At 73.0% G+C, this 25,669-nt stretch carries 27 protein-coding genes and 1 riboswitch; of the genes, 16 read left to right on the forward strand and 11 right to left on the reverse strand.

Annotation, left to right across the window (positions count from 1 at the left end; all coding sequences use genetic code 11):
- Positions 1 to 41 precede the first annotated feature (41 nt).
- Positions 42 to 662: a TetR family transcriptional regulator gene (locus ACF08B_RS09110; protein ID WP_392316766.1), complete on the forward strand. Its 621-nt coding sequence runs from the start codon at positions 42 to 44 to the stop codon at positions 660 to 662.
- A gap of 32 nt (positions 663 to 694) precedes the next feature.
- On the opposite strand, the gene ACF08B_RS09115 is transcribed toward ACF08B_RS09110, so the two are convergent.
- The 3 genes from ACF08B_RS09115 to ACF08B_RS09125 all read right to left on the reverse strand — a co-directional run bounded on the left by ACF08B_RS09115 (position 695) and on the right by ACF08B_RS09125 (position 2,864).
- Positions 695 to 928: a ferredoxin gene (locus tag ACF08B_RS09115; protein WP_392316767.1), complete on the reverse strand. Its 234-nt coding sequence runs from the start codon at positions 926 to 928 to the stop codon at positions 695 to 697.
- A gap of 2 nt (positions 929 to 930) precedes the next feature.
- Positions 931 to 2,382, reverse strand: coding sequence for an aldehyde dehydrogenase (locus ACF08B_RS09120; RefSeq protein ID WP_392316768.1), 1,452 nt, complete (start codon positions 2,380 to 2,382; stop codon positions 931 to 933).
- A 152-nt stretch (positions 2,383 to 2,534) separates the two neighbouring features.
- Complete coding sequence (locus tag ACF08B_RS09125; protein WP_392316769.1) at positions 2,535 to 2,864, reverse strand: hypothetical protein; 330 nt, start codon at positions 2,862 to 2,864, stop codon at positions 2,535 to 2,537.
- A gap of 175 nt (positions 2,865 to 3,039) precedes the next feature.
- Here ACF08B_RS09125 and ACF08B_RS09130 point away from each other — a divergent pair, with 175 nt between their 5' ends.
- Complete coding sequence (locus ACF08B_RS09130; RefSeq protein ID WP_392316770.1) at positions 3,040 to 4,068, forward strand: MBL fold metallo-hydrolase; 1,029 nt, start codon at positions 3,040 to 3,042, stop codon at positions 4,066 to 4,068.
- A 49-nt stretch (positions 4,069 to 4,117) separates the two neighbouring features.
- On the opposite strand, the gene ACF08B_RS09135 is transcribed toward ACF08B_RS09130, so the two are convergent.
- Entirely contained in the window at positions 4,118 to 4,711 is a 594-nt protein-coding gene (locus ACF08B_RS09135) for a transcriptional regulator (RefSeq protein WP_093696182.1), read from the reverse strand.
- A 406-nt stretch (positions 4,712 to 5,117) separates the two neighbouring features.
- Positions 5,118 to 5,246, forward strand: a riboswitch (cobalamin riboswitch).
- Between the two features lie 114 nt (positions 5,247 to 5,360).
- Here ACF08B_RS09135 and ACF08B_RS09140 point away from each other — a divergent pair.
- The 7 genes from ACF08B_RS09140 (at position 5,361) to ACF08B_RS09170 (ending at position 12,635) form a co-directional block, all read left to right on the forward strand.
- The gene (locus tag ACF08B_RS09140; RefSeq protein WP_392316771.1) at positions 5,361 to 6,572 is read left to right on the forward strand and encodes a prenyltransferase/squalene oxidase repeat-containing protein; all 1,212 of its coding nucleotides are present in this window, start codon (positions 5,361 to 5,363) and stop codon (positions 6,570 to 6,572) included.
- On the forward strand, positions 6,569 to 7,231 hold the full coding sequence (locus ACF08B_RS09145) for an SCO2322 family protein (protein ID WP_392316772.1): 663 nt from the start codon (positions 6,569 to 6,571) through the stop codon (positions 7,229 to 7,231). The genes ACF08B_RS09140 and ACF08B_RS09145 overlap by 4 nt, the downstream gene beginning before the upstream one ends.
- 31 nt (positions 7,232 to 7,262) lie before the next feature.
- A complete protein-coding gene (locus ACF08B_RS09150) occupies positions 7,263 to 8,417 on the forward strand; it encodes an energy-coupling factor transporter transmembrane component T (protein WP_392316773.1) in 1,155 nt (384 codons plus the stop codon).
- Positions 8,414 to 10,129 (forward strand): ABC transporter ATP-binding protein, encoded by a 1,716-nt coding sequence (locus ACF08B_RS09155; protein ID WP_392316774.1) that lies wholly within the window; start codon positions 8,414 to 8,416, stop codon positions 10,127 to 10,129. Before ACF08B_RS09150 ends, ACF08B_RS09155 begins: the two co-directional genes overlap by 4 nt.
- On the forward strand, positions 10,126 to 10,947 hold the full coding sequence (locus ACF08B_RS09160; RefSeq protein WP_392316775.1) for an ECF transporter S component: 822 nt from the start codon (positions 10,126 to 10,128) through the stop codon (positions 10,945 to 10,947). Before ACF08B_RS09155 ends, ACF08B_RS09160 begins: the two co-directional genes overlap by 4 nt.
- 364 nt (positions 10,948 to 11,311) lie before the next feature.
- Positions 11,312 to 11,725, forward strand: a complete 414-nt coding sequence (locus tag ACF08B_RS09165; protein WP_093480904.1) for a transglycosylase SLT domain-containing protein — start codon at positions 11,312 to 11,314, stop codon at positions 11,723 to 11,725.
- 223 nt (positions 11,726 to 11,948) lie between these two features.
- Positions 11,949 to 12,635 (forward strand): YoaK family protein, encoded by a 687-nt coding sequence (locus tag ACF08B_RS09170; protein WP_392316776.1) that lies wholly within the window; start codon positions 11,949 to 11,951, stop codon positions 12,633 to 12,635.
- 117 nt (positions 12,636 to 12,752) lie between these two features.
- On the opposite strand, the gene ACF08B_RS09175 is transcribed toward ACF08B_RS09170, so the two are convergent.
- Positions 12,753 to 13,988 (reverse strand): cytochrome P450, encoded by a 1,236-nt coding sequence (locus ACF08B_RS09175; RefSeq protein ID WP_392317275.1) that lies wholly within the window; start codon positions 13,986 to 13,988, stop codon positions 12,753 to 12,755.
- A 238-nt stretch (positions 13,989 to 14,226) separates the two neighbouring features.
- Here ACF08B_RS09175 and ACF08B_RS09180 point away from each other — a divergent pair, with 238 nt between their 5' ends.
- The gene (locus ACF08B_RS09180) at positions 14,227 to 15,396 is read left to right on the forward strand and encodes a steroid 3-ketoacyl-CoA thiolase (protein ID WP_392316777.1); all 1,170 of its coding nucleotides are present in this window, start codon (positions 14,227 to 14,229) and stop codon (positions 15,394 to 15,396) included.
- On the opposite strand, the gene ACF08B_RS09185 is transcribed toward ACF08B_RS09180, so the two are convergent.
- The gene (locus ACF08B_RS09185; RefSeq protein ID WP_392316778.1) at positions 15,380 to 15,568 is read right to left on the reverse strand and encodes a DUF397 domain-containing protein; all 189 of its coding nucleotides are present in this window, start codon (positions 15,566 to 15,568) and stop codon (positions 15,380 to 15,382) included. The genes ACF08B_RS09180 and ACF08B_RS09185 overlap by 17 nt on opposite strands.
- Entirely contained in the window at positions 15,549 to 16,376 is an 828-nt protein-coding gene (locus tag ACF08B_RS09190) for a helix-turn-helix domain-containing protein (protein ID WP_392316779.1), read from the reverse strand. The genes ACF08B_RS09185 and ACF08B_RS09190 overlap by 20 nt, the downstream gene beginning before the upstream one ends.
- Before the next feature lie 90 nt (positions 16,377 to 16,466).
- Between ACF08B_RS09190 and ACF08B_RS09195 the strand changes: the two genes are divergently transcribed.
- The 4 genes from ACF08B_RS09195 to ACF08B_RS09210 all read left to right on the forward strand — a co-directional run bounded on the left by ACF08B_RS09195 (position 16,467) and on the right by ACF08B_RS09210 (position 20,482).
- Positions 16,467 to 16,868 carry an ATP-binding protein gene (locus ACF08B_RS09195; RefSeq protein WP_392316780.1) on the forward strand — a complete coding sequence of 134 codons (402 nt, stop codon included), beginning with the start codon at positions 16,467 to 16,469 and terminating at the stop codon, positions 16,866 to 16,868.
- A gap of 286 nt (positions 16,869 to 17,154) precedes the next feature.
- A complete protein-coding gene (gene proP, locus ACF08B_RS09200) occupies positions 17,155 to 18,528 on the forward strand; it encodes a glycine betaine/L-proline transporter ProP (protein WP_392316781.1) in 1,374 nt (457 codons plus the stop codon).
- Positions 18,529 to 18,629: 101 nt separating this feature from the next.
- The gene (locus ACF08B_RS09205) at positions 18,630 to 19,748 is read left to right on the forward strand and encodes a DUF2330 domain-containing protein (RefSeq protein ID WP_392316782.1); all 1,119 of its coding nucleotides are present in this window, start codon (positions 18,630 to 18,632) and stop codon (positions 19,746 to 19,748) included.
- Between the two features lie 62 nt (positions 19,749 to 19,810).
- Positions 19,811 to 20,482, forward strand: a complete 672-nt coding sequence (locus ACF08B_RS09210; RefSeq protein ID WP_392316783.1) for an O-methyltransferase — start codon at positions 19,811 to 19,813, stop codon at positions 20,480 to 20,482.
- 13 nt (positions 20,483 to 20,495) lie between these two features.
- On the opposite strand, the gene ACF08B_RS09215 is transcribed toward ACF08B_RS09210, so the two are convergent.
- A complete protein-coding gene (locus tag ACF08B_RS09215; protein ID WP_073893526.1) occupies positions 20,496 to 20,888 on the reverse strand; it encodes a hypothetical protein in 393 nt (130 codons plus the stop codon).
- A gap of 124 nt (positions 20,889 to 21,012) precedes the next feature.
- Here ACF08B_RS09215 and ACF08B_RS09220 point away from each other — a divergent pair, with 124 nt between their 5' ends.
- On the forward strand, positions 21,013 to 21,450 hold the full coding sequence (locus tag ACF08B_RS09220; protein ID WP_392316784.1) for a DUF1992 domain-containing protein: 438 nt from the start codon (positions 21,013 to 21,015) through the stop codon (positions 21,448 to 21,450).
- Here ACF08B_RS09220 and ACF08B_RS09225 read toward each other — a convergent pair.
- On the reverse strand, positions 21,439 to 22,149 hold the full coding sequence (locus tag ACF08B_RS09225) for a hypothetical protein (RefSeq protein WP_392316785.1): 711 nt from the start codon (positions 22,147 to 22,149) through the stop codon (positions 21,439 to 21,441). The two genes, ACF08B_RS09220 and ACF08B_RS09225, sit on opposite strands and share 12 nt — an antisense overlap.
- Before the next feature lie 5 nt (positions 22,150 to 22,154).
- Positions 22,155 to 22,835 carry a hypothetical protein gene (locus ACF08B_RS09230; protein ID WP_392316786.1) on the reverse strand — a complete coding sequence of 227 codons (681 nt, stop codon included), beginning with the start codon at positions 22,833 to 22,835 and terminating at the stop codon, positions 22,155 to 22,157.
- Between the two features lie 170 nt (positions 22,836 to 23,005).
- On the opposite strand from ACF08B_RS09230, the gene ACF08B_RS09235 reads away from it, so the two are divergent.
- On the forward strand, positions 23,006 to 23,524 hold the full coding sequence (locus tag ACF08B_RS09235; protein WP_392316787.1) for a GNAT family N-acetyltransferase: 519 nt from the start codon (positions 23,006 to 23,008) through the stop codon (positions 23,522 to 23,524).
- On the opposite strand, the gene ACF08B_RS09240 is transcribed toward ACF08B_RS09235, so the two are convergent.
- The gene (locus ACF08B_RS09240; RefSeq protein WP_392316788.1) at positions 23,508 to 25,547 is read right to left on the reverse strand and encodes a DHA2 family efflux MFS transporter permease subunit; all 2,040 of its coding nucleotides are present in this window, start codon (positions 25,545 to 25,547) and stop codon (positions 23,508 to 23,510) included. The two genes, ACF08B_RS09235 and ACF08B_RS09240, sit on opposite strands and share 17 nt — an antisense overlap.
- Positions 25,548 to 25,669: the final 122 nt, after the last annotated feature.

A 25,669-nucleotide genomic window follows, 5' to 3' on the forward strand; every position in this document is an offset into this window, starting at 1 on the left:
GCCCCACCGACACCCTCACCGACTGTCACGGAACGGGACCCATGCCTGCGGAAGCCAGTACGTCGCGGCCGCCGTCGCCGCCGCTCACCGAGCGGCAGGAGGCCCGCCGCCGCAGGATCCTGCGCGCGAGCGCCCACCTGGCCAGCCGGGGCGGTTTCGACGCGGTGCAGATGCGTGAGGTGGCCGAGTCCTCGCAGGTGGCGCTCGGCACGCTGTACCGCTATTTCCCGTCGAAGGTGCACCTGCTGGTCGCCACCATGCAGGACCAGTTGGAGCACATGCACGGCACGCTGCGGAAGAAGCCGCCGGCGGGGGACACGGCGGCCGAGCGGGTGGCGGAGACGCTGATGCGCGCCTTCCGCGCCCTCCAGCGCGAGCCGCACCTGGCGGACGCGATGGTCCGGGCCCTGACCTTCGCCGACCGCAGCGTCTCCCCCGAGGTGGACCAGGTCTCCCGGCAGACGACGGCGATCATCCTGGACGCGATGGGCCTGGCGGACCCGACGCCGCAGCAGCTCTCCGCCGTCCGGGTCATCGAGCACACCTGGCACTCGGCCCTCACCACCTGGCTCTCGGGCCGCGCCTCCATCGCCCAGGTCAAGATAGACATCGAAACGGTCTGCCGCCTGATCGACCTGACGGAGCCGGGGGCTTCGCGCTAGGGCACACCCCCGGCCGCCGGACCCCCGCCCCGTTACTCCTCCGGTGGGAACACCGTCTCCCCCGTGTCCAGGAGGGTCAGGGTGATCGCCTCCACCGGGCAGCTCTCCGCGGCCGCCAGGATCGCCTCGTTCGCGTCGGTGGCCGGGTCCACCGGGTGGGACTGGCGGGCCGTGTCGAGGCGGAAGGCGGTCGGGGCGTGGTGGAGGCACTGGGCCGAGCCGATGCAGACGGAGCGGTCGACCTCGACGTGCCAGCGGTCGCCCATCCTCACGCCCCCGCCGGCAGGTGGATCATCTTGTGCTCCAGGTACTCGCCGTACCCCTCCGGGCCGAACTCCCGCCCGAGGCCCGAGTTCTTGTAGCCGCCGAACGGGCCGAGCATGTCCAGGCTGAAGGTGTTGACGGAGAACGTGCCGGTGCGCACACGGCGGGCCACCTCGATGCCGTGTTCGACGTCGGCCGTCCACACGCTGCCGGACAGACCGTAGTCGGAGTCGTCGGCGATCTTCAGGGCCTCGGCCTCGTCGCCGTACGGGAGCAGGCAGATCACCGGGCCGAAGATCTCCTCGCGGGCGATCCGCATGGAGTTGTCCACGTCGCCGAAGAGGGTCGGCTCGACGTACCAGCCCCGGTCCGGGGCCGCCGGCCGGCCGCCGCCGGTGAGGATCTTGGCGCCCTCCTCCTGGCCGATGCGGATGTAGTCGAGGCTGCGCTGCTGCTGGCGCCGGGCGACCAGGGGGCCGACCTGGGTGGCCGGGTCCAGCGGGTCGCCGACCGTCAGGGCGCTCGCCGCCTGCGCGAAGGCGTCGGCGAACTCGGCGTACCGGGCGCGCGGCACCAGGATGCGGGTCTGGGCCACACAGGCCTGGCCGTTGTTCATGAAGGCCGCCGGGACGATGCCCGCCACCGCCGTCCCCAGGTCCGCGTCCGGGAGCACGACCGCCGCCGACTTGCCGCCGAGTTCCAGCGTGACCCGGGTGAGGTTGCGGGCGGCGACCTCCATCACGCGCCGGCCGGCGGCGACCGAGCCGGTGAAGGAGACCTTGTCGACGCCGGGGTGGCCGACCAGGTACTCGCCGACCTCCCGGTCGGCGGGGAGGATGGACAGCACTCCCTCCGGCAGCCCGGCGTCGCGCGCGATCTCACCGAGGAGGTAGGCGTCCAGCGGGGACTCCGGGGACGGTTTGAGGACGACGGTGCAGCCGGTCAGCAGCGCCGGGGCGAGCTTGGCCGCGGCGACGAACTGCGGGACGTTCCACGGGACGACGGCCGCGACCACGCCGACGGGTTCGCGGCGGACGAGGAGCGGGCCGAGGACGCCGGCGCGGCGCTCCTCGTACGTGAAGTCCCGCGCGACCCGGATCGCCGAGTCCCACACCATCATCGCGCCGAGCGCCTGGGCGAGGACGCTCCAGGAGTACGGGGAGCCGTTCTCGGAGGAGATCACGCGGGCGATCTCCTCGTGCCGCGCGGCGATGCCGTCCTTGATGCGGGTGACGACCTCGATCCGCTCCTCGAGCGTGGACCGTGGCCAGGGCCCCTCGTCGAAGGCGCGGCGCGCGACGGCCACCGCCCGGTCGACGTCCGCCCGTGAGGCGTGCGGCACCCGGCCGATGACCTCCTCGCTGTGCGGGGAGACCACCTCGATGACGTCCGTGCCGAGGGGGTCGGTCAACTCCCCGCCGATGAACAGCTGTCCGTGTTCCACGAGCTCGGTCATGGCCGACTGCCTCCCACCGCACCGCGCGTATCTGACGCCGTTTCAGAACTGATACCAGTTCTAGTTACAGCGGGCAATGGCCGACACCGGTCGGGGCCGCACCGGCGGATCACCCGCCGGTGCGGCCCCGACCGTCGCGCGGTGAAGCGGACTCAGTCGCAGTACCGGTTGTAGGCCGAGCTGTAGCCCCGGTTGTAGCCGTCGACGTAACCGTGCGCCCACGAGGAGTCGTGGCCGGACGAGTAGCCGGAGCTGTAGCCGTCGCGGTCGCAGTCGGAGCGCGCGTCGGAGAAGCCGTCGCGGAAGCCCTGCCGGAAGCCCTGCTGGTAGTGGCTCTGCTCGGGAGCAACCGCCGCGGAACTCACCTGCGTCGGGGCTGGTGACGCGAACGCCGGCTGCACGCTCAACGGCATGAGGGCGACACCGGTCGCCACCAGAGCGGAGCTGAGGGCCGCGGCCCTCTTGATCGTCCTTCGCTGCATGAGCTCTCCCCAGATACGCTCATATGGGATGTTTCCACTCTAGTAGGCCGAAAGCATGACGCAAGTCGGGGTGCCCGCCCGCACGTCCCCTCTGTCACCCCCAACTGACGTTGCGTCAGTTCTGGTTATAGTGAACAGGATCGAAAGGCTGCGGGCGGCGGGGCGGAGGAACCTGATGACGAAGACGTTCGATCACGGCGGGGGCGTGCGGTCCCTTCAGGTGCCCATCCCGGACAACCCCCTCGGCCACACGCTGGTGTACGTCGTGGACACCGGCCGGGGACCGGTGCTGGTCGACACCGGCTGGGACGATCCGGCGTCCTGGGACGTGCTCGTGGCGGGCCTGGCGGCCTGCGGCACGGCGGTGTCCGAGGTGTACGGCGTGGTCGTCACCCATCACCACCCCGACCACCACGGGCTGTCCGCACGGGTGCGCGAGGCGTCCGGCGCCTGGGTGGCGATGCACGAGGCCGACGCGGCGATCGTCCGGCGAGCCCGGGAGACCCGGCCCGAGCGCTGGTACGCGTACATGGCGGACAAGCTCGCGGCGGCCGGAGCGCCCGAGGAGCACATCGCCCCGTTGCGGGCCGCCCGGGGCCGCCGTACCCTGCCCGGTCTCTCCCCCGCCCTGCCGGACCGGGACGTCGTGCCCGGCGAACTCCTCGACCTGCCCGGCCGCCGGCTGCGCGCCGTCTGGACCCCGGGACACACCCCCGGCCACGTCTGCCTGCATCTGGAGGAGGGCCATCCCGCGCGACTCGCGGGTCGCGGGCGCCTGTTCAGCGGCGACCACCTGCTGCCGGAGATCACCCCGCACATCGGTCTGTACGAGGACCCCGACGACGCCACGGTGACCGATCCGCTCGGCGACTACCTCGACTCCCTGGAGCGGGTGGGCCGGCTCGCCCCGGCCGAGGTGCTCCCCGCCCACCAGTACGCGTTCACCGACGCGCCCGCCCGGGTACGGCAGTTGCTCGACCACCACGAGCAGCGGCTGGCCGGGCTGCTCGCGCTGCTGCGCGAGCCCCTCACACCCTGGCAGCTCGCGGAGCGCATGGAGTGGAACCGCCCCTGGGCCGACATCCCCTACGGCTCCCGGAACATCGCCGTCTCCGAGGCCGAGTCCCATCTGCGCCGCCTGGTGAAGCAGGGGCGGGCCGAACCGCTCGCCGGGAGCGAGCCGGTGGCGTACGTGGCCGTGTGAGCGACGTGCGCCGTGGCGGGGCCGTCCCGCCCCCGTCCTGGACGCGGGGTCAGGTACGCCCGGCGTCCTCCACCCGCTCCGCGGAGATGATCATCTCGGCCAGGTCGGCGAGGGTGGCGAGCTGGTGGGCGTTCATCTGCGGGGCGCGGGCGGCGAGCCGGACCAGTCCGTTCTGGCGCAGCCGCAGCAGCGGGTCGGCCTCGGCCTCCAGGTTCTGCAGCACGGGTTGCAACGCCTCGTGCAGCGCTTCCGGTTCGTCGGCGGTGAAGAACCCGGCGGGCAGGCCGAAGAAACGCCGCAGCCGGTCGGTGTGGGCGAGGCTCGGCATCCCGCTCTTGCGCCACTCGCTCAGCCACTGCCGGCTGGTGCCGGCGATGGCGGCCAGCTCGCCCAGGGAGTACCGCTTTCCGTCGGGCCGACGCCGGTTCTCGCGGATGAAGTCGAGGCGCTGGCGCACCCGTTGGGCCAGCATGGTCTCGGGAGCCCGGCCGCCGTCGAGGAGTTCGGCGACGACGGCGACGGGAACACCGGTGCGGCGGGACAGATCGGCCACGTCGAGGGCCTCCGGCAGCCGGCCCGGCCGGCCGGTCAACTCGCCCAGCCGGCGCAGGACATCGGCCAGGTCGGCGTACGCGTCACTCACCGAGTTCTCCCTGGGCTGTCGTCCGTTCGGTGTCGGGCTGACGCGAGGCTACCGGGTCGGTCGGTGACCGACCAGAGGTGACAGCGCTTCCTACGGAAGTGGGCAGCAATCGTTGACAGTCGCGCGAGCGGTGGGTGAGGATCTCGGCACGGAGAGCGAGACACGACCGCCCCGGGTGCCGGTCACGGGGGAGCGGCATCCGGGGTGCACCACACCCGATCGCCTCGGCCGGCCGTATGCGGCGACGGACCGGGCCTCGACGCCCGAGCCGGCCCTCGCGGTCCCCGGCGCGGCACCCACACGTCGTCGATCCCGTGCGCGCCGGCCGTACGGCCCGAGCCCGTCGAGAGCGTGACGCCGGTCACCGGGCCGGTGTGCCCACGGCCACCCCTCGGGCCGTGCGGGGCTGCCGGTAAAGTGGCGGAGTCGTCATCACACCCGTACGGGGGGAAGCCGGTGCAATTCCGGCGCTGACCCGCAACCGTGAGCCGCCCGGCGGGCGGTGAGCCGGACCGCCCCGGGCGGGACGTTGACCGGCTCACGTGCGTCGGCGGCCCGCCGCGCACGGCACCGTCGAGGTTTACGGGGCCGAGCCGCCCGGGTGTTCCCGTGCGCTGCAGGCTCCCCGCAGGAGAGGCAGTCGCCGACCATGAACGTTCGCCGCAGCGCCGCGGCTCTCGCCGCCATAGGCGTGCTGGCCGCCGCCGCGCCCGCCACGGCCGCCGACGCGTCCCCGTCCCCGAAGGTGGCGGTCCCGGACGGCCTGTACGGCAAGGCGGACCCGACGTACGACGGCGTGTGGCGGCAGTCGCTGACGCTGCTCGCCCAGCGCACCCTCGGCTACCGGCCGGCCCCGAAGGCCGTGGACTGGCTCACCGGGCAGCAGTGCGCGAACGGCTCCTTCGCCGCCTTCCGTGCCGCGCCCGGCAAGGCCTGCGACGACAAGACGCAGGTGGACACCAACAGCACGGCGGCCGCCGTGCAGGCCCTGGACGCCGTCGGCGGACACGAGCGCGAGGTCCGCAAAGCCCTGGTCTGGCTGAGCACCGTGCAGAACAAGGACGGCGGCTGGGGGTACACGCCGGGCGGCCCGAGCGACACCAACTCCACCAGCGTCGTCATCGGCGCGTTCGCCGCGGACGGCCAGGACGTCGCGAAGCTGCACAACAGGAGCAGGACCCCGTACGACCTGCTGGCCGCGCAGGCCGTCCCCTGCGACCAGGACGGCGGTGGCGCCCTCGCCTACCAGCCGGACAAGAAGGGCAAGCTGCTCGCCAACGCGGACGCGACGGCGGCCGGCCTGCTGGGCTCGCTCGGCAAGGGCTTCGCCGCGGAGGCCGGCAAGGCGCCCGCGAAGGACACGTGCGTCAAGGCCGCCCACCTCACCCCGGCCCAGCTCGCGGACAACGCGGGCGCCTACCTGGCATCGGCCGTCGCCAAGACCGGTCACCTGAAGTCGACCCTGCCCGGCGCCAAGGACCAGCCCGACTTCGGCAACACCGCGGACACGGTCGTCGCGCTCGCCGCGGACGGCCGCACCGACCGGGCGAAGAAGGTGTACGCCTGGCTGGAGAAGAACGCCACCCAGTGGGCGGCGCAGAGCGGCCCGGCCGCGTACGCGCAGCTGATCCTCGCCGCGCACGCGGTGGGCGCGCAGCCGGACGACTTCGGCGGCACCAGCCTGGTCCGCTCCCTCAACGCCCAGGGCCCGGCCCCGCAGGCGGAGAAGGCCGCCGGGAAGAAGGCCGAGGCGTCCGACGACGACTCGAACACCGGCGTGTGGTGGATCGTCGGCGTCGGCCTCGTGGCGGGCGTCGGCATCGGCTTCCTGCTCAGCGGCCGGAAGAAGAACCGGCCGTGACCCCCGTCCGCCGTGCCGCGACCCTGCTGGTCGCCACGCTCGTCCTGCTGCTTCCCGCGACCGCGGCCCACGCCACCGGCTACCGCTACTGGTCGTTCTGGGAGCGCTCCGGCGGCCACTGGACGTACGCCACGCAGGGCCCGTCCATGGTGCGGCCGGACGACGGCGCGGTCCAGGGTTTCCGGTTCGCCGTGAGCGCGGACTCCGCGGACGCGACCCGGCCGCGCGGTACGGCGGACTTCACCACCATCTGCGCGGACACGCCCGCGAAGGCGGGCACCAAGCGGGTGGCGCTGGTCCTCGACTTCGGCACGCCCGCCGACGCCCCGTCCGGCGAGCGGCCGCCCGCGCGCCGCTCCGCGTGCGCCCGCCTCTCGCCGGACGCGACGAGCGCGGACGCGGTGGCCGCGGTCGCCAGACCCCTGCGCTACGACACCAACGCGCTGCTCTGCGCGATCGCCGGGTATCCGCACCAGGGGTGCGGGGAACAGGTGTCGGCGGACCGCGAGCCCGCGGCCGCCGCACCGAAGAAACACGGGCCGGACGGCGGGTCCGGCGGTGGGCCGTCGCTGGGTCTGCCGGTCGGCGTGGGAGTGGTGGCCGTGCTGGCGGGCGCCGCGGTGTGGCAGGCGCGGCGGCGGCGCGATGACTCCGGGTAGCTGCGGCCCGTCCTGCGACAGCGGGTGCGCCGTGGCTGATCGCGCCGTTCCCCGTGCCGCCGGGAAGCCGAGGCCGCCGGCCACCGCACGGCACCGGTACCGGGCCCGGCTGCACCCCGGTGCCTGGTGGCTCTGGGCGCTCGCCCTCGGTACCGCCGCCACGCGCACCACCAACCCGCTCCTCCTCGCGCTCCTCGTCGCCGCCTCCGCCTACGTCGTGGCGACGCACCGCTCCCCGGCTCCCTGGGCCCGCTCCTACGCCGCGTTCGTCAGGCTCGGCCTCGCCGTCCTGCTGGTCCGCCTGCTCTTCGCGGTGGCCCTCGGCTCCCCCGTCCCCGGCACGCACACCCTGTTCACCCTCCCCGAGATCCCGCTCCCCCACTGGGCGCAGGGCATCCGGCTGGGCGGCCGGGTCACCGCCGAGGCGCTCGTCTTCGCCGGCTACGACGGACTGAAGCTGGCCACCCTGCTGATCTGCGTGGGCGCGGCGAACGCCCTCGCCAGCCCCTCCCGGCTGCTGAAGTCGCTGCCCGGGGCGCTGTACGAGACGGGGGTGGCCGTCGTCGTCGCCCTCACCTTCGCGCCGCATCTCATCGCCGACGTACGGCGGCTGCGGGCCGCCCGACGGCTGCGGGGCCGCCCCGACCGGGGCGTGCGGGGCCTGCTCCAGGTCGGACTGCCGGTCCTGGAGGGGGCGTTGGAGCGCTCGGTCGCGCTCGCCGCCGCGATGGAGTCCCGCGGTTACGGCCGCACCGCCGAGGTGCCCGCCCGCGTCCGCCGTACCACCGCCGCGCTCACCCTCGGCGGACTGCTCGGGGTGTGCGCGGGAACGTACGGGCTGCTCACGGCCGAGGGCGGCACGTACGGGCTGCCGGTGCTGCTCGCCGGTGTGGCCGCCGCGCTCGCGGGTCTGCGCCTGGGCGGCCGCCGTTCCCTGCGCACCCGGTACCGCCCGGACCCCTGGGACGTACGGGCCTGGCTGGTCGCGGGGTCGGGCGTGGCGGTCGCCGCGCTGCTCACGCTCGCCTCGGTCCGCGATCCGGACGCGCTGCACCCGGGGGTGGTGCCCCTGGTCGCGCCCGTGTTCCCGCTGTGGCCCGCGGTCGCCGTGCTGCCGGCGCTGCTGCCCGCCTTCGTCGTCCCCCGGGCACCCGAGGTGCCCCGGATCCCCGAGGAGCCGTCGTGATCCGCTTCGAGAACGTCGGCGTCACCTACGACGGCGCGGCCGAACCCACCGTCCGGGGCGTCGACTTCGAGGTGCCCGAGGGTGAACTGGTGCTGCTCGTCGGCCCGTCCGGGGTCGGCAAGTCGACCGTGCTCGGCGCGGTCAGCGGACTGGTCCCGCACTTCACGGGCGGCACCCTGAGCGGGCGGGTCATGGTCGCCGGCCGGGACACCCGTACGCACAAGCCGCGGGAACTCGCCGACGTGGTCGGCACGGTGGGGCAGGATCCGCTCGCCCACTTCGTGACGGACACCGTCGAGGACGAACTCGCCTACGGCATGGAGTCGCTGGGCCTCGCGCCCGCGGTGATGCGGCGCCGGGTGGAGGAGACCCTGGATCTGCTGGGCCTGGCGGGGCTGCGGGACCGGCCCATCGCCACGCTCTCCGGCGGGCAGCGGCAGCGGGTCGCGATCGGTTCGGTCCTCACCCCGCACCCCCGGGTGCTGGTCCTGGACGAGCCGACCTCGGCGCTGGACCCGGCCGCGGCGGAGGAGGTGCTGGCCGTGCTCCAGCGCCTGGTGCACGACCTGGGGACGACCGTGCTGATGGCGGAGCACCGGCTGGAACGCGTGGTGCAGTACGCGGACCGGGTCGTCCTGCTGCCCGCGCCCGGCGAAGCCCCGGTGGTCGGCGCCCCGGCCGAGGTGATGGCCGCGTCCCCGGTGTACCCCCCGGTCGTCGCCCTGGGCCGGCTGGCGGGCTGGGCCCCGCTCCCGCTGACGGTGCGGGACGCCCGCCGCCGCGCCGCTCCGCTGCGCGACCGGCTGGCCGGGGCCGCCGTGGACCGCGCGGCGGCACCCGGCGAGCGTGGGCGAGCGGCCCGGCTCCCCGCCCAGCGGCGGCGGGTACCGAAGGACTCGGCCGGGCCGGCCCGCCGCGGCCTGTTCGGGCGCCGCCCCGCCGCACCGGTACCGCACACCCCGCACATCGCGGTCCTGCACGAGGTCACCGTCCGCCGCAACCGGACGGAGGCCCTGCACCGCGTGGACCTGACCGTCGCCCCGGGCGAGACCGTCGCCCTCATGGGCCGCAACGGCGCCGGCAAGTCCACCCTGCTCAACTCGCTCGTCGGTCTGGTCACCCCCACCACCGGCACGGTCGACGTGGGCGGAGCCGCGCCGCACCGCACTCCGCCCCGCGAACTGGTCCGCCGCGTCGGCCTGGTCCCGCAGGAGCCGCGCGATCTGCTGTACGCCGACACGGTGGCCGCCGAGTGCGCGGCCGCCGACCGGGACGCGGGTGCCGAGCCCGGCACCTGCCGGGCGCTGGTGTCCGGGCTGCTGCCGGGCATCACGGACGGCACGCACCCGCGCGACCTGTCCGAGGGCCAGTGCCTGGCGCTCGCCCTGGCCGTGGTGCTCACCGCCCGTCCTCCCCTGCTCCTGCTGGACGAGCCGACGCGCGGCCTGGACTACGCGGCGAAGGCCCGTCTGGCCGTCGTCCTGCGGGACCTGGCCGCCGAGGGGCACGCGATCGTGCTGGCCACGCACGATGTGGAGCTGGCCGCCGAGATCGCCCACCGGGTGGTGCTGCTCGCCGAGGGCGAGGTGATCGCCGACGGCCCGACGGCCGAGATCGTGGTGTCGTCGCCGTCCTTCGCGCCGCAGGTGACGAAGATCCTGGCCCCGCAGCCCTGGCTGACGGTGGCCGAGGTGCGGGAGGCACTGGCATGACGTCCACCCGGGTGCGCGCCGTTCGCCTCGGCCCCCGCTCCCTCGCCGCGCTGGCGCTGGTCAGCTCGGTGGGGGTGGCGGCCTTCGGCTGGCCCTTCCTGGCCCCGCCCACCGCCCAGCTGAACGCGCACGCCCAGGACGCGCCCTGGCTCTTCGCGGGCCTGCTGTTGCTGCTGGTCGCGGTGGTGGCGGCGACGATCTCGGAGTCGGACCTCGGACCGAAGGCCGTGGCCATGCTGGGGGTGCTGGCCGCGACCGGGGCGGCGCTGCGCCCGATCGGCGCGGGCACGGCCGGCATCGAGCCGATGTTCTTCCTGATGGTGCTCAGCGGGCGGGTGCTCGGACCGGGATTCGGTTTCACGCTGGGCTCGGTGACGATGTTCGCGTCCGCGCTGCTCACGGGCGGGGTCGGACCGTGGCTGCCGTTCCAGATGCTGTCGATGGGCTGGTTCACGATGGGCGCCGGTCTGCTCCCGGGCCCGGTGCGGCTGCGCGGCCGGGGCGAAGTGCTGATGCTGGCCGGGTACGGCTTCCTGGCCGCCTTCGCCTACGGCACGATCATGAACCTGGCCGGCTGGCCCTTCCTCGGGGCCGCGGCGTCGAACATCTCCTTCGACCCGCGGGCGGCGGTGCCCGCGAACCTGGCCCGCTTCGTCGCGTACTGCCTGGCCACTTCCCTCGGCTGGGACCTGGGCCGGGCCGTCTGCACGGTGCTGCTGACCGTGTTCCTCGGTCCGGCGGTGCTGCGCGCGCTGCGCCGGGCCACCCGACGGGCCGCGTTCGAGACCGCGGTCACATTCGACGGTCCGGGCGCGTGACCGGCGGCACAGCCGGCCGCGCCGCTGCGTGAGGCGCCGAATCCGCCCCGTGAGCGAGTCGGTGAAGCACCCCACATGACGCACATCACCTACTACGTGGGGCCGTAGTCCGTTTTGCCCGATACGTCCCTTCCGGCACCCCCTCTGACCTGCCGATTGAGAGCCACGCCACAGGGTGGACGTTCCCCGCCGATCCGGCCACAACTAGTAAAAGGGGTCATTGCGGACGGGTTTCCGGCCTGCTTGTCTGGACGACGTCGCCAGGCGCCACGAGCCCACCCGGGCCGCGGCGCCGACGCATACGGCCACAGCGCGTGGTCCATCCATGCGGGCGATCCACCGTCCCCGACGCAAGAGGTTCTCCGTGTCCGTCTCCTTCATCCGCCGCATCGCTTCCCCGAAGAAGGCCCTCACCGCCGCCGCCGTGGCCGCCGCCACCGCCGGTATGGCACTGAGCGCGGCGCCCGCCCAGGCCGCCCCGAGCTCCGCCTCCTCCGCCCAGGCGATCGCGCACAAGATGATCCCGGACGCCGCGCAGTTCAACGCGTTCAGCAAGATCGTCGAGCACGAGAGCGGCTGGAACGCCAGCGCCACCAACAGCTCGTCCGGCGCCTACGGCCTGGTCCAGGCCCTGCCGGGTTCGAAGATGGCTTCCGCCGGTGCCGACTGGAAGACCAACCCCGCCACCCAGATCAAGTGGGGCCTGGACTACATGAAGTCCCGCTACGGCAGCCCGGCCCAGGCCTGGAGCTTCTGGCAGGCCAACGGCTGGTACTGAGCCGCACGCCACTGAGCTCCACCTGAGCGCTCGCCGCCGAGCCGCATCCCTCCGCCGAGCGCTCCACCCGGCTCGCCCCCTCCGAGCCTCCCCCCACGCTTCCGCACCCTCGCCCCGCCGGGCGGGGGTGCGCGCGCGTGTCCGGCCCCCGGCCCCCCGGCGCCCCGCCCAACGGCGTGGTGGAGTGGTCACCGACTCGTCCGTCGGGCCAGCGGGAGCAACCATGACGACAGCGCAGGCAACGGCGCCGGACCCGGAGGTGCGCGGGGTCCGCCTGGTGGCCGTACTCCTGGTGCTGACCGTGGTGAGCGGGCTGATCGACGCCGTCAGCTATCTGGGCCTGGGCCGGGTCTTCACCGCCAACATGACCGGCAACGTGGTCGTCCTCGGCCTCGCCGCGGCCGGCGCCCCCGGCTTCTCCGTCCTGCACACGGCCACCTCGCTGGTCTGCTTCCTGCTCGGCGCGGCGACGGGTGGCAGGGTGGCGGCCCGTCTCGGATCCGGCTCGCGCCGCAGGTGGGCGCGGCTGGCCCTGGCCGCGGAGGCCCTGCTGGTCGGAGTGTCGGCGGCGGTCGCCCTGATCCGTCCGGGCACCACCGGCTCGGTCTACACCCTCATCGCCCTCACGGCCTACGCGATGGGCCTGCGCAACGCCACCGTCCGCAGACTGGGCGTCTCCGACCTGACGACCACGGTCCTGACCATGACCCTGACCGGCCTCGCCGCGGAGTCCCGGCTGGGAGGCGGTACCGGACACGGCTCTCCGCGCCGGACGGCCTCCGCGATCGCCATGCTGGCCGGTGCCTGTCTGGGCGCCTGGCTGGTGCTCCACCACGGTCTGGGCGTCCCGCTGCTGGTCGCGGCACTCGCCTCGACGGTACTGGCGCTGACGGCCTCGGGCCGGGAGTAGGCGGCGACAGTACGCGGCGGACCTCGGGGGAGGCAGGAACGGGCGTAGGGACGAGGGTGCTCCTGCCTCCCTCGGGGTGGGCCGACGGCACCGGCTCCGTCGGCCGCGGCCGTGCGGTCAGCCGGTGGTGACCTGGAGTTCCTTGACGCCGTTGATCCAGGCCGAGCGCAGGCGGCGCGGGTTCTCCGCGAGCCGCAGGCCGGGCATCGCGTCGGCGATCGCGTGGAAGATCAGGTCGATCTCCAGGATCGCGAGGGACTTGCCGAGGCAGTAGTGCGGGCCGCCGCCGCCGAAGCCGAGGTGGGGGTTGGGGTCCCGGGTGATGTCGAAGCTGTCAGGATCGGCGAAGACCTCGGGGTCGTGGTTGGCGGAGGCGTAGAAGAGGCCGACCCGGTCGCCCTTCCTGATCTCCATCCCGCCCAGCTCCGTGTCCTGCGTGGCGGTCCGCTGGAAGGCGTTGACGGGTGTGGCCCAGCGCACGATCTCCTCGGCCGCGGTGGCGGGCCGCTCCCGGGTGAAGAGGTCCCACTGGTCGCGGTGGGTGAGGAAGGCGTGCATCCCGTGGGTGATGGCGTTGCGGGTGGTCTCGTTGCCGGCCACCGCGAGCATGAGCACGAAGAAGCCGAACTCGTCGGAGTTCAGGTTGCCCTCGTCCTCCGCCGCCACCAGGGTGGACACGATGTCGTGCGCCGGGCAGCGCTTGCGCTCGGCGGCCATGTTCATCGCGTAGGCGATGATCTCGGCGGCCGACTGCGCGCCGACCTCCTCGGTGATCGCGTACTCGGGGTCGTCGTAGGCGATCATCCTGTTGGACCAGTCGAAGATCTTGGAGCGGTCCTCCTGGGGGACACCGATCAGCTCGGCGATGGCCTGAAGGGGCAGTTCGCAGGCGACCTCGGTGACGAAGTCGAACGGCCCGGAGTGGGCGCGGGCACCGGCCACGATCGCCTCCGCGCGGGCGCGCAGCCGGTCCTCCAGAGCGCGTATCGAGCGCGGGGTGAAGCCCCGCTGCACGATCTGGCGCACGCGGGTGTGCTCCGGCGGGTCCATGTTGAGCAGGATCAGCCGCTGCGCGTCGATCGCGTCGCGCTCGATGTGCTCGTTGAACCGGATGATCGCCGTGTTGAGGGTGGAGGAGAACAGCTCCGGGTGGGTGGAGACGTACTTGACGTCGGCGTGCCGGGTCACCGCCCAGTAGCCGGTGTCGGCGAACCCCGCGAGGCCGTGCGGCTGCGGGATCCAGCGGACCGGCTCGGTGCGGCGCAGCTCGGCGAACTCGGGGAGGGGCACGCGGTGGTGCAGCAGGTCGGGGTCGGTGAAGTCGAACCCGTCGGGCAGCGCGGGGCAGTGCATCGGCGGCTCCCGTCGTCCGGTCTGACGGCCCATCAGGAATACAGGCTGCCGTGAAGGTAGTAACGGGTTCTACAAGTGGCAAGACATTCCGCCGACCCAATTGCGTGCGGAATTCGTGCAGATGGCGACTTCAAGACCTGCAAGACCCTTGCGGTGACGGGCGCCGCCTCCGCAGACTTCAGGCAGAACTAGAACGCGTACTAGTTCTGGAGCCGAGCCTCGGAGAGGACCCGCGCCCATGGCCGCCGAACCCGTGATCGTCGAAGCCGTACGGACCCCGATCGGCAAGCGCGGCGGTGCGCTCGCCAATCTGCACCCCGCCTACCTCCTGGGCGAGACCTACCGTGAACTCCTCGGCCGTACCGGCATCCCCGCCGACGCGGTCGAGCAGGTCGTCGGCGGCACGGTGACCCACGCCGGCGAGCAGTCCATGAACCCCGCCCGCACGGCCTGGCTGGCCATGGGCCTGCCGTACGAGACCGCGGCGACGACGGTGGACTGCCAGTGCGGTTCCTCCCAGCAGGCCTCGCACATGGTGGCCAACATGGTCGCCGCGGGCGTGATCGACGTCGGGATCAGCTGCGGGGTCGAGGCGATGTCCCGGGTGCCGCTGGGCTCGGGCTCGAAGCACGGGCCGGGCAAGCCGTTCCCGGACGAGTGGAACGTCGACCTGCCCAACCAGTTCGAGGCGGCCGAGCGGATCGCCCGGCACCGCGGCCTGACCCGGGAGAACGTGGACGCGCTGGGCCTGCTCTCCCAGGAGCGCGCCGCCCACGCCTGGGCCGAGGAGCGCTTCAAGCGGGAGACCTTCGCCGTACAGGTCCCCACCACCGAGGAGGAGCAGCACGCCGGGCAGGGCATGTGGCGCCTGGTGGACAAGGACGAGGGGCTGCGGGACACCTCCATGGAGGCGCTGGCCGGGCTCAAGCCGGTCATGCCCACGGCCGTGCACACGGCCGGCAACTCCTCGCAGATCTCCGACGGCGCGGCGGCGATCATGTGGGCGTCGAAGCGGATGGCGCGTGCGCTGAAACTGCGACCGAGGGCGCGGATCGTGGCGCAGGCCCTCGTGGGCGCCGACCCGCACTTCCATCTGGACGGGCCGATCGACGCGACGAAGGCCGTGCTCGGCAAGGCGGGCATGTCCCTCAAGGACATCGACCTCGTGGAGATCAACGAGGCCTTCGCGTCCGTCGTGCTCAGCTGGACCCGCGTCTTCGAGCAGGACCTGGAGAAGGTCAACGTCAACGGTGGTGCGATCGCGCTGGGGCACCCCGTCGGCGCGACGGGGGCCCGCCTGATCACCACCGCGCTCCACGAACTGGAGCGCACCGACAAGGAGTTCGCGCTCATCACGATGTGCGCGGGCGGCGGCCTGGCCACCGGGACGATCATTCAGCGGATGTAGCCGACGTCCAGTCGATGAAGCGGGTGAAGGTGGCGGGGCCGATCGTGAGGATCGGTCCCGCGGGGTTCTTGGAGTCGCGAAGGGCGACAGCGGCTTCCGCCAACTCGGCGACCTCGACGCACTCGCCGCCCTGGTCTCCGCTGTAGCTGGACTTACGCCACTTGCTCTCCATAGCGGTCCTCCATCACGCGCCGGATCAGCCCCGCCGAGTCCTTGATCGAGAGCGCGGCGGCTCGAAGATGATCGTATCGGAGCGAGCAGTCCTTGACGGTGCTTGGATTCGCGGTCGGATGCCCGCTGCTGCAGCTCTCCGTGTAGACGATGGGGGGATCGCCGGCAAAGCGGAAGACGGTGAACGGGCCTTGCAGTCCGGCGTGTTCCCCAGCTGTGAAGGGCAGGATCTGCACGTTGATCCCAGGGTCACCCTCCAAGGACAACAGCTTGGCCAGTTGCTCGCGCATGACCTCGCGGCCGCCGATCTCCTGGTACAACGCAGCCTCGCCGAGCACCATCCAGAAGACTGGTGGCTCTCCCTTCTCAAAGATGCGCTGGCGAGCCAGCCGAACAGCGGAACGGTCACCGAGGTTGACCTGATCGAGGACTCCGAGCACCGAGCGAACGTAGGACGCGGACTGAAGCAGGCCATGGATCACGTGAGTCTGGAACGTGCAGATCTCGGTCGCCCGCGCCTCCAGCTCCGCCACCTCCCGGAACCATGCCGGAAGCTGGCTGCGCAGCACCAGGTCGACCAGCCGCGACAGCAAGCCCCCCGTCCCCAGTGCCATATCCACACGTTCGCTGAACTCGGGCGTCGGTACCTTCCGCGCCGTCTCCACCTGCCCCACCAGCGACCCCGTGTAATTGACGATGTCCCCCAGCTGCCGCTGCGTCAGCCCCGCCGCCTCCCGGTGGCGGCGGAGTTCGAAGCCGTAGTAGTCGAGCGGCGAGGCGCCGGGGTCGAGGGTGTTGATGTGGGCCACGGACGGTCCTCCCGGGCAACTCGGTCCACAGCCGGACGCGTTGTATCCGATCTGTAGCCCAGAGTAGTGAGACGAGGTCAGCCTCGTACCGTGAAACTCAACATTCCGCGCACCGCCCAGTACCGCCTGCACCTCACCGTCGGCGAGCACTCGGTGCACCACATCCGCCGGATCGTCCGCTCACTGCTGCGCGAGTGGGGGCTGGCGGAGCTGACGTTCGCCGTGGAGCTGGGCGTGAGCGAACTGGTGACCAACGTCGTGCGGCACGTCCCGGACCGCCGCTGCACGGTCGTGGTGGCCCGGCGGACGGCGGGGGTGCGGGTCGAGGTCACCGACGGCTTCCGCCGCCTCCCCTCGATGCCGGACGCGCCGGACCCCGAGTCGGAGAGCGGGCGGGGACTGGCCCTGCTCGACGCCCTGACCGGGAAGTGGGGGGTGACACCGTGGGCCGGGGGCGGCAAGACGGTGTGGTTCGAGTGCGGGAACCCCTGACGAGAACTCTGCCCCTTATATGCAATTCTGTCCGGATAACCGCAGCGCGCGGGCGCTGCGGTTCCACGGCGGTGGCGCGACAAGGATCACAGGAAGCGGCAGGCATACCGCCGCGCGGATGGGCAGACGTACCTGCATACACGCCCTTTAGCTGCACTATGCATCGATGTGCATACACGACGTAAGGGGCGCAAGTCGGCCTATGGTCGATTTTCGGCCCGTCGCACGTCATCGCCGCCGTCCGGGCCGCGTACCTGTCCCCGTCGAAAGGTAGGCGAGCCTCGTTTTGGCGACCGTCACAGCCGTCTCCCCGTCCCTGAAGATCCCCCGGGCCCGCAAGGCCCAGGACGTCACCGTCACCGACCCCGCGCTGGTCAAGCGCGCCGTGAAGGCGGCCGCGCTCGGCAACGCGATGGAGTGGTTCGACTTCGGTGTCTACAGCTACATCGCGGTCACCCTGGGCAAGGTCTTCTTCCCGTCGGGCAACCCGACCGCCCAGCTGTTGTCGACGTTCGGCGCCTTCGCCGCGGCCTTCCTGGTCCGCCCGCTGGGCGGCATGGTCTTCGGTCCGCTGGGCGACCGCGTGGGCCGCCAGAAGGTGCTCGCCCTTACGATGATCATGATGGCGGCGGGCACGTTCGCCATCGGCCTGATCCCGTCGTACGCGACGATCGGCGTCGGCGCGCCGCTGCTCCTGCTGGCCGCCCGGCTGGTGCAGGGCTTCTCCACCGGCGGCGAGTACGCGGGCGCCTCGACGTTCATCGCCGAGTACGCGCCGGACAAGAAGCGCGGCTTCTTCGGCAGCTGGCTGGAGTTCGGCACGCTCGCCGGTTACATCGGCGGCGCGGGCCTGGTCACCCTGATGACGGCGCTGCTGTCCACGGACGACCTGCTCTCCTGGGGCTGGCGCATCCCGTTCCTGATCGCGGGCCCGATGGGCATCATCGGCCTCTACCTGCGGATGCGGCTGGAGGAGACCCCGGCGTTCGCGGCGGAGGTCGAGAAGGCGGAGGCCTCCCGGCCGAAGGTGCCGCTGCGCGAGATGGTGGCGGGCCAGTGGAAGGCGCTGCTGCTGTGCATGGGCCTGGTGCTGGTCTTCAACGTCACCGACTACATGCTGCTGTCGTACATGCCGAGCTACCTCACCAGCGAGCTGAAGTACGACGAGACGCACGGGCTGCTGGTCGTGCTCGGTGTGATGGCGCTGATGATGATCGTCCAGCCGTTCGCGGGCGCCCTGACCGACCGGGTGGGCCGCCGTCCGGTGATCGCGGCCGGCTGTGCGGGCTTCCTGCTCCTGTCCGTCCCGGCGATCCTGCTGATCCGCCAGGGCAGCCTGGTCGCGGTCGCGCTCGGCATGGGCGCGCTCGGTCTGCTGCTGGTCTGCTTCACCGCGGCCATGCCGGCCGCGCTGCCGGCGCTCTTCCCGACCCGGGTGCGCTACGGCTCCCTGTCCATCGGCTTCAACGTCTCCGTGTCGCTGTTCGGCGGTACGACTCCGCTGGTGGTCACCGCGCTGATCGGCGCGACGGGCGACATGATGATGCCCGCGTACTACATGATGGCCGCGGCCGTCGTGGGCGGGTTCGCGGTGTGGCGCATGTCGGAGTCGGCGGGCCGTCCGCTGCCCGGCTCGGCGCCGTCCGTGGAACAGCGGTAGGCACCGACGAGCGGTTCGGGCTCGTGGCCGTACCCCGGCCGCGGGCCCGTCGTCGTCGGACGGGCCGGAACCGTTCCCCCACGCGCACCGTCTGTAGCGCTGTGACTCGCGCCCGGATACTCGTCGCCGTTCTCGCCCTGCTCGGCATCCAGTTGAGCTGGTTCATCGCCCCCGCGTACGCCTGCGGATGCGGCGCGATGATCCCGGACGCGTCCCGGCGGATCAGCGTGTCCGAGGAGCAGTCCGTCCTGCGCTGGGACGGCCGGCGCGAACAGATCGTCATGCGGCTGACGGTGGACGGCGACGCCGCGCACGCCGCCTGGATCATGCCGGTTCCGCACCGGGCGACCGTCCGGCTGGGGGACGCGGCCCTCTTCGACCAGCTCGCCCAGGCCGTCGCCCCCGTGCACCGCACCCGCTACCACTTCTGGCCGGGGACCGGGGACTGGCCCTTCGACGGCCGCGACCTGGCCGCCGACGGCGCGCTCCCCGCCGCGGGCGGTGTCTCGGTGGTCGGCCGGCAGCGGCTCGGGCCGTTCGACGTGGCCCGGCTGACCGCCACCGACCCGGCCGCCCTGGGCGACTGGCTGCACCGTCACGGCTTCTCCCTGCCGGCCCGGCTGAAGACCGCGCTCAGGCCGTACGTCGACCGGCACTGGGAGTACGTCGCCGTGCGGCTCGCCCCCCGCGCCGGCGGCACCCCGCTGCACGGGGCCCTGGACCCGCTGCACCTCACCTTCGACGCCGACCGGCCCGTCTACCCGATGCGGCTGTCCCGCCTGGCCCGCACCCCGCAGTCGCTCGGCCTGTACGTCCTGGCCGCGCACCGCATGGAGACCAGCACGGCGATCGGCGGGGCACCGCCCCGGGTCGTCTTCGCGGGCAGGCTCGCCCCGCACGACGGCGCCCTGGGCGAGCTGTCCGCCGGCACGCCCTACCTGACGGCGTTCACCCAGCGGTTCCCCGACCCCGCGCGCATCTCCGGCGACCACGAACTGCGCCGTGCCGCCGCCGACACCCCGGTCCGGCAGGTGATCGTCGACGGCGAGCTGCGCCGGATCGCCGGGATCCCGGCCTGGCTGCTGACGGTCGGGGGCGGCCTGCTCATGGTGGTCGCGGCCGTCGCCGTGGCCGTCGTACGGCACGCGCGGCGGCCGGTGACTCCCCCGCCGCCCGTGCAGCCACCGCCGCCGGTCGCCCCGTCCGCGCCGCTCGGCTGAGATCATCGACCTGGGCAGGTCCGAACAGCCTCGGGAAGACACTCCGGAAAGGCAGCAGACGCATGAGCGGGTCGCAGCTCTGGGACGACGTCGACGACTACTTCATCAGCCACCTCTCCCCCGACGACGAGGCGCTGCAGCTGGCGCTGGCGGACAGTGAGGCCGCCGGGCTGCCGTCCATCGGGGTCACGGCCGCCCAGGGCAAGTTCCTGCAGCTCCTCGCGCAGGTGCAGGGCGCACGCACCATCCTGGAGATCGGCACGCTCGCCGGGTACAGCACGATCTGGCTGGCCCGCGCGCTGCCCGAGGACGGCCGGCTGATCTCGCTGGAGTACAGCGCCAAGCACGCCGAGGTGGCCACCCGGAACCTCGCGCGGGCGGGCCTGGAGCGGATCGCGGAGGTACGGGTGGGCCCGGCCCTGGAGTCGCTGCCCAAGCTCGCCGACGAGAACCCGGCCCCCTTCGACCTGGTCTTCATCGACGCCGACAAGGCCAACAACGGCCACTACGTGGAGTGGGCGCTGCGCCTGACCCGCGCCGGCAGCCTGATCGTCGTGGACAACGTGGTGCGCGGCGGCCGGGTCGTCGACGCGGCCAGCACCGAGCCGGACGTGGTCGGCACCCGGGCCGCGATCGACCTGATCGCGACCCATCCGAGGCTGAGCGGCGCGGCGGTCCAGACGGTCGGCAGCAAGGGCTACGACGGCTTCGCGCTGGCCCGGGTGCTCGGCTGAACCCGGCCGGGGTTCACGCCTCGTGGTAGAAGCCGACGTTGACGCTGCGCGGCGCGGTGCGGTCCTGGACGACGATCTCGCCGGACCCGCCGTGCGGCAGGACGACGCTCCCGCCGTAGACGAGGGGCTGGGTGTACTCCCCGACGATCACCCGCACCTCGGACGCCGGGTCGGCCTGCGAGCCGCGCAGCCAGGTCAGCTGCCAGGCGCCGTCGGCGCCGCACAGGAACTCCAGGTGGACCCGGGAGATGAAGAGCCAGTCGTCGGGGGTGACCAGCCGGCACACGGAGGCGTCGCGGCCGACCCGCAGCGCGGCCCCCGGCTCGGAGGGCGCGTCGGCCATCGTCATGCCTGCGGTGGCGCCGGCGTCCTCGCCGGAGACGGTGGCCATGGTGAGTTCGAGCACGCCTGTTCCCCCTGAAGCTGTGGCGCGGCCGCAGCGTCCGTACGTCATGGTGCGGTGGCCGGATCGCCGTGCCGCCGCCGAATGATAAAACGCTCGGCCGGGCCGCGTCCGGCACAATGGGCTCATGACCGAGCGAAAGCCACCGGGCGTCCCGTTCGAGTCCTGGGTGGACCGGCAGATCCGCGACGCTCAGGCGCGCGGGGAGTTCGAGCGGCTGCCGGGGGCGGGCGAGCCGCTGCCCACCGAGCTCGAGTCCGGTTACGACGAACTGTGGTGGGTCCGACGGAAGATGGCCCGCGAGGGGCTGGCCGTGCTGCCGCCCGCCCTCGCTCTGCGCAAGGAGGCCGAGGACGCGCTCGTCGCGGCGTACGCGGCGCCGTCGGAGCGGATCGCGCGGAAGATCGTCGAGGACGTCAACGTCAGGATCCGCGACATGATGTTCAAGCCGCCGCCCGGCCCCCCGCTGGGGAAGAAGCCGTACGACGTCGAGGAGGTCGTACGCGAGTGGCGGCAGCGCAGGGCTGCCGCCACGGGTGAGGTGCCGGGTCCGTCAGACGTGTAGCAGGCGCCCGGCCAGCTCCCGGTAGTCGCGCAGGGCCAGCCGCAGCTGCTCGGTGTCGGCAGCGGCGGCGGGACCGTGTCCGTCGGTGTGCTCGCCGTCCTGCCAGGACGTGCGCAGGGTGCGGCGGCGCCGGGTCACGGCCTCGGTGAACCGCTCGGCGATCTCCTCCAGCGCCCGGTCGGCCTCCTCCACGGCCGTCCGCGGCTCCTCCACGAACCCGGCGAGCACCTGGTGCATCCGCTGCTCCCAGCGGTCCGCCTCCTCGTCCGCGAGCAGCGGCGCGCCCACCCCGGAGGGGGCGGTGGTGCTCTCTCCGACGCCCTCGGTCGCGGTACGGGTGGCCTTGCCGGGCGTCTTGGCGCCCAGGCCCTCCGTGCCCGGCCGCAGCCCCTCGGAACCGTGCGCCGAGCCGTGCCCGGGCAGCGGCTGTGCCGCGTGGTCCGCCGACCGGTCGACGGCCGGGGCGGTGATGGCGGCCGGGGCCCGGTCGTCGTCGGCCGTGCCCGTGCCGCCGGGGCCGGTGGAGTCGGGGAGGCGGCCGTCCGCGCTCCCGTCGGGGGCCGGTTCGCCGGTCAGGTGCTTCTCCGACCGGGGACCGGCCGGGGTGCGGCCGTCCGGGGTCCGCTCGTCGTGCGGCGGCCGGGTGAGGCGTCCGGCAAAGTGGCGCTCGTCGCCGGGGCCGGTCGTCGTGTCCTTCATGACGCTCAACTCTCCTTCGGTCGGCTCCGGTGCAGCGCCCACGGGGTGTGGGAGCGGCCGTGCGCATGGCTGGAAGTTTCGGCCGGCTGCTTCGCCGAGCCCGCGGGCGCACGGTGGCGGCCGCTGTCCGCGTGGGAGCCGGTCAGTTCGTCGAAGAGGGCGCGGGCGCCCATCAGGGCCGCCCGCAGTTCCTCGGTGCCGCCGCCGTTCCCGCTCGCACCGCCGTCCGCGTCGGTGCGGGACATCCGGTGCACCTGCCGGTAGCCGTCGACGTGGCCGGCGTGGTGCACGGAGAGCGCGGCGAGCTGCTCCTCGTAGCGCTCGCCGTCGGGGTACCCGCGGTCGGCGGCGAGCTCGGCGAGCAGCCGGTCGGCCTCGGCCACCGCACCGCGCGGCGACTCGACGAAGTGTTCCTGCACGGCCGTCCAGCGGGCCGCGTACCGCTCGCGCTCGTCCTCGCCCAACGGCCGCTCCTGCAGGTCGCCGTGGCGTTCGACGCGCTCGGTCAGTTCCCGTTCGGCGGCCTTGGTGTCGCCGTCGTGCCGGGCCACGGTCCGCTCGTACTCGGGCCCGAAGCGCCGCTTGAGACTCGCGCCGCCCCGCCGCCCGCGGCCGAGGACCAGGGCCGCGCCGACGACCACGACCGCCGCGATCACGATCAACAGAATGATCAGACCTGTGGACATGGTTCCCTTCCGGGTCGGACCGGCCCCGCTGGCCGGTTCTCCCTTCGTGTGACCCGGAAGTGGCCCGACAAACGGCGCGTGTTGCACCGCGGACCGCGCCCGGCCCTGCCCGCGCCGGTCCCGCATATCCGGTTGCGCGGGGTGCGCGCCGGCGTCCCAGAATGGCCGCCATGACCTGGACGATCGCACCGGAACCGTACGACTCCCCGGCCGCCGCCGCGCTGTGGCGGGCGTACTACACCGAGGTCAGCGACCGCTGGTACCTGCTGCACGAGGGGCGCCGCACCGACCCGGACGAGCTGGAGCGGGAGATCGCCGCGCACACCGGGTCCGAACTGGGGCCGCCGCGGGGGCGGTTGCTGATCGGACGGTACGACGGGGAGCCGGCCGGCTCGGCGGGCGTACGGCTGCTGGACCCGGACACGGCGGAACTCACCCGGGTGTTCGTGCTGGAGGGACGGCGCGGCACCGGCGGGGCCGCGCCGCTCGTGGCGGCCGCCGAGGAGGCCGCCCGCGCCCTCGGAGCCCGGCGGATCGTCCTCGACACCCGCTCCGACCTGGTCGAGGCCCGCGCGCTGTACGCCCGCCTCGGCTACACCGAGACCGGTCCGCACAACGACGACGTCTACGCCGAGCACTGGTTCCGCAAGGAGCTGGGGACGCCGGAGCCGGTCACCCGCTCGTCGTGACCGTGGTGTCGTGCGGGCGTTCCCGCTCGGCGCCGCACAGTTCACCGGTGAGTTCCCTGACCAGTTGGCTCAGGTCGGTCGAGCGGCCCGGCTGCCACCAGTCGCCCAGCAGCTCGGCCAGGGAGTCCTCACGGGCCCGGGCGAGCCGTTCGGCGACCTCGCGTCCGCGGTCGGTCAGCACCAGGTCCAGGCCCTCGCGGCGGGCCAGGTTCCGCCCCTCCACCTGGCGGGCGGCGGCCATGACCACCTGGAGCGGGACCGGGCTGCGCTCGGCGAGCACACCGGGTTCGACGGAGCCGTACCTGCGGACGCGCAGCAGCAGCCAGCTGGACTCGGGCAGCAGGTCGTAACCGGCCCGTTCGGTGATCTTCCGGTAGATCTCCCGGCGGCCCTCGCGGGTGCCGAGCAGCGACAGGGCGCGGCACACCTCGTCGTACGAGGAGCGCTGGACCGGGTTGGGCGGGATGGTCTCGGAGACGTCCGGCGCGGTGACCGAGCCGCGCAGCCGGTCCTCCTTCAGGAACCAGGCCAGCAGGAACCCGACGGCGGCCACGGGGGCGGCGTACAGGAAGACGTCGGTGATGGCGGACGCGTAGGCGTGCAGGGCGGCCGGGCGCAGCGCGGGCGGCAGGGTGGCGATGCCCCGCGGGTCGGACTCCAGCGTGGTCGCGCCGACGCCGGGCGGCAGGTTGATCCCGCGGAAGGCGGCGGCGAGCTTGTCGCCGAGGCGGCTCGCGAAGACCGTGCCGAAGACGGCGACGCCGAAGGAGGCGCCGATGGACCGGAAGAAGGTGGCGCCGGAGGTGGCGACGCCCAGGTCCTCGTAGGAGACGGCGTTCTGCACGATGAGCACCAGGACCTGCATGACCAGGCCGAGTCCGAGACCGAAGACGAAGAAGTACACGCTCATCTCGGTGGTGGAGCTGTGCTCGTCCAGCCGGTGCAGCAGGAGCAGGCCGATGGCGGTGACGGCGGTGCCGGTCAGCGGGAAGACCTTCCAGCGGCCGGTGCGGCTGACGATCTGCCCGGACACCGTGGAGGACAGCAGCAGCCCGATCACCATGGGCAGCATGTGCACGCCGGACAGGGTGGGCGAGATGCCGTGCACCACCTGGAGGAAGGTCGGCAGGTAGGTCATCGCGCCGAACATGGCGAAGCCGACGATGAAGCTGATGACGGCGGCGAGGGTGAAGGTGCGGATGCCGAACAGCTTCAGCGGCAGCACCGGTTCGGCGGCCCGCCGCTCCACGGCGACGAACGCCACGGCGAGCAGGACGCCCAGCACGCACAGCCCGACGATCTGCGCCGAGCCCCACGCCCACGTCGTACCGCCGAGGGAGGCCACGAGCACCAGGCAGGTGGCGACGGCGGCGATCAGGAACGTGCCGAGGTAGTCGATGACGTGGTGGGAGGTGCGACGCGGGATGTGCAGGGCGGCGGCGATCACCGCGAGCGCGACGATGCCGACGGGCAGGTTGACGTAGAACACCCAGCGCCAGCTCAGATGCTCGGTGAGCAGCCCGCCGAGCAGCGGTCCCAGCACGCTGGTCGCGCCGAACACGGCACCGAACAGCCCCTGGTAGCGCCCCCGTTCCCGGGGCGGCACGAGGTCCCCGACGATCGCCATGGACAGCACCATCAGCCCGCCGCCGCCCAGGCCCTGCAGCGCCCGGAAGGCGATGAGCTGCGGCATGTCCTGCGCCATGCCGCACAGCGCCGAGCCGATCAGGAAGATCACGATGGCCGTCTGGAACAGCCGCTTGCGGCCGTACTGGTCGCCGAGTTTGCCCCACAGCGGGGTGGCGGCGGTCGCGGCCAGCAGATAGGCGGTGACCACCCAGGACAGATGCTCCAGTCCACCGAGATCACTGACGATGGTGGGCAGCGCCGTCGAAACGATCGTCTGGTCGAGCGCGGCGAGCAGCAGGCCGAGCAGGAGGGCGCCGATCGGGACGAACACGCTGCCCTGAACGTGTTCGCTCTCCTTCGCGTCCTTCGCCGCGCCGTGCGTGTCCAGGGCCATGGAGACCTCCCGGGGCTCGGTGCACCTCTTCCATCGTGAGCGGTGTCACCGTTTATGGCCTGTTGAGTCCTGCGGATGTGAAGGAGATCCGCATAGTCTCTGAATTTCGTGAGGGGAGGGGA

This window comes from Streptomyces sp. NPDC015139 (assembly GCF_043079785.1).
Taxonomy (GTDB): domain Bacteria; phylum Actinomycetota; class Actinomycetes; order Streptomycetales; family Streptomycetaceae; genus Streptomyces; species Streptomyces albidocamelliae.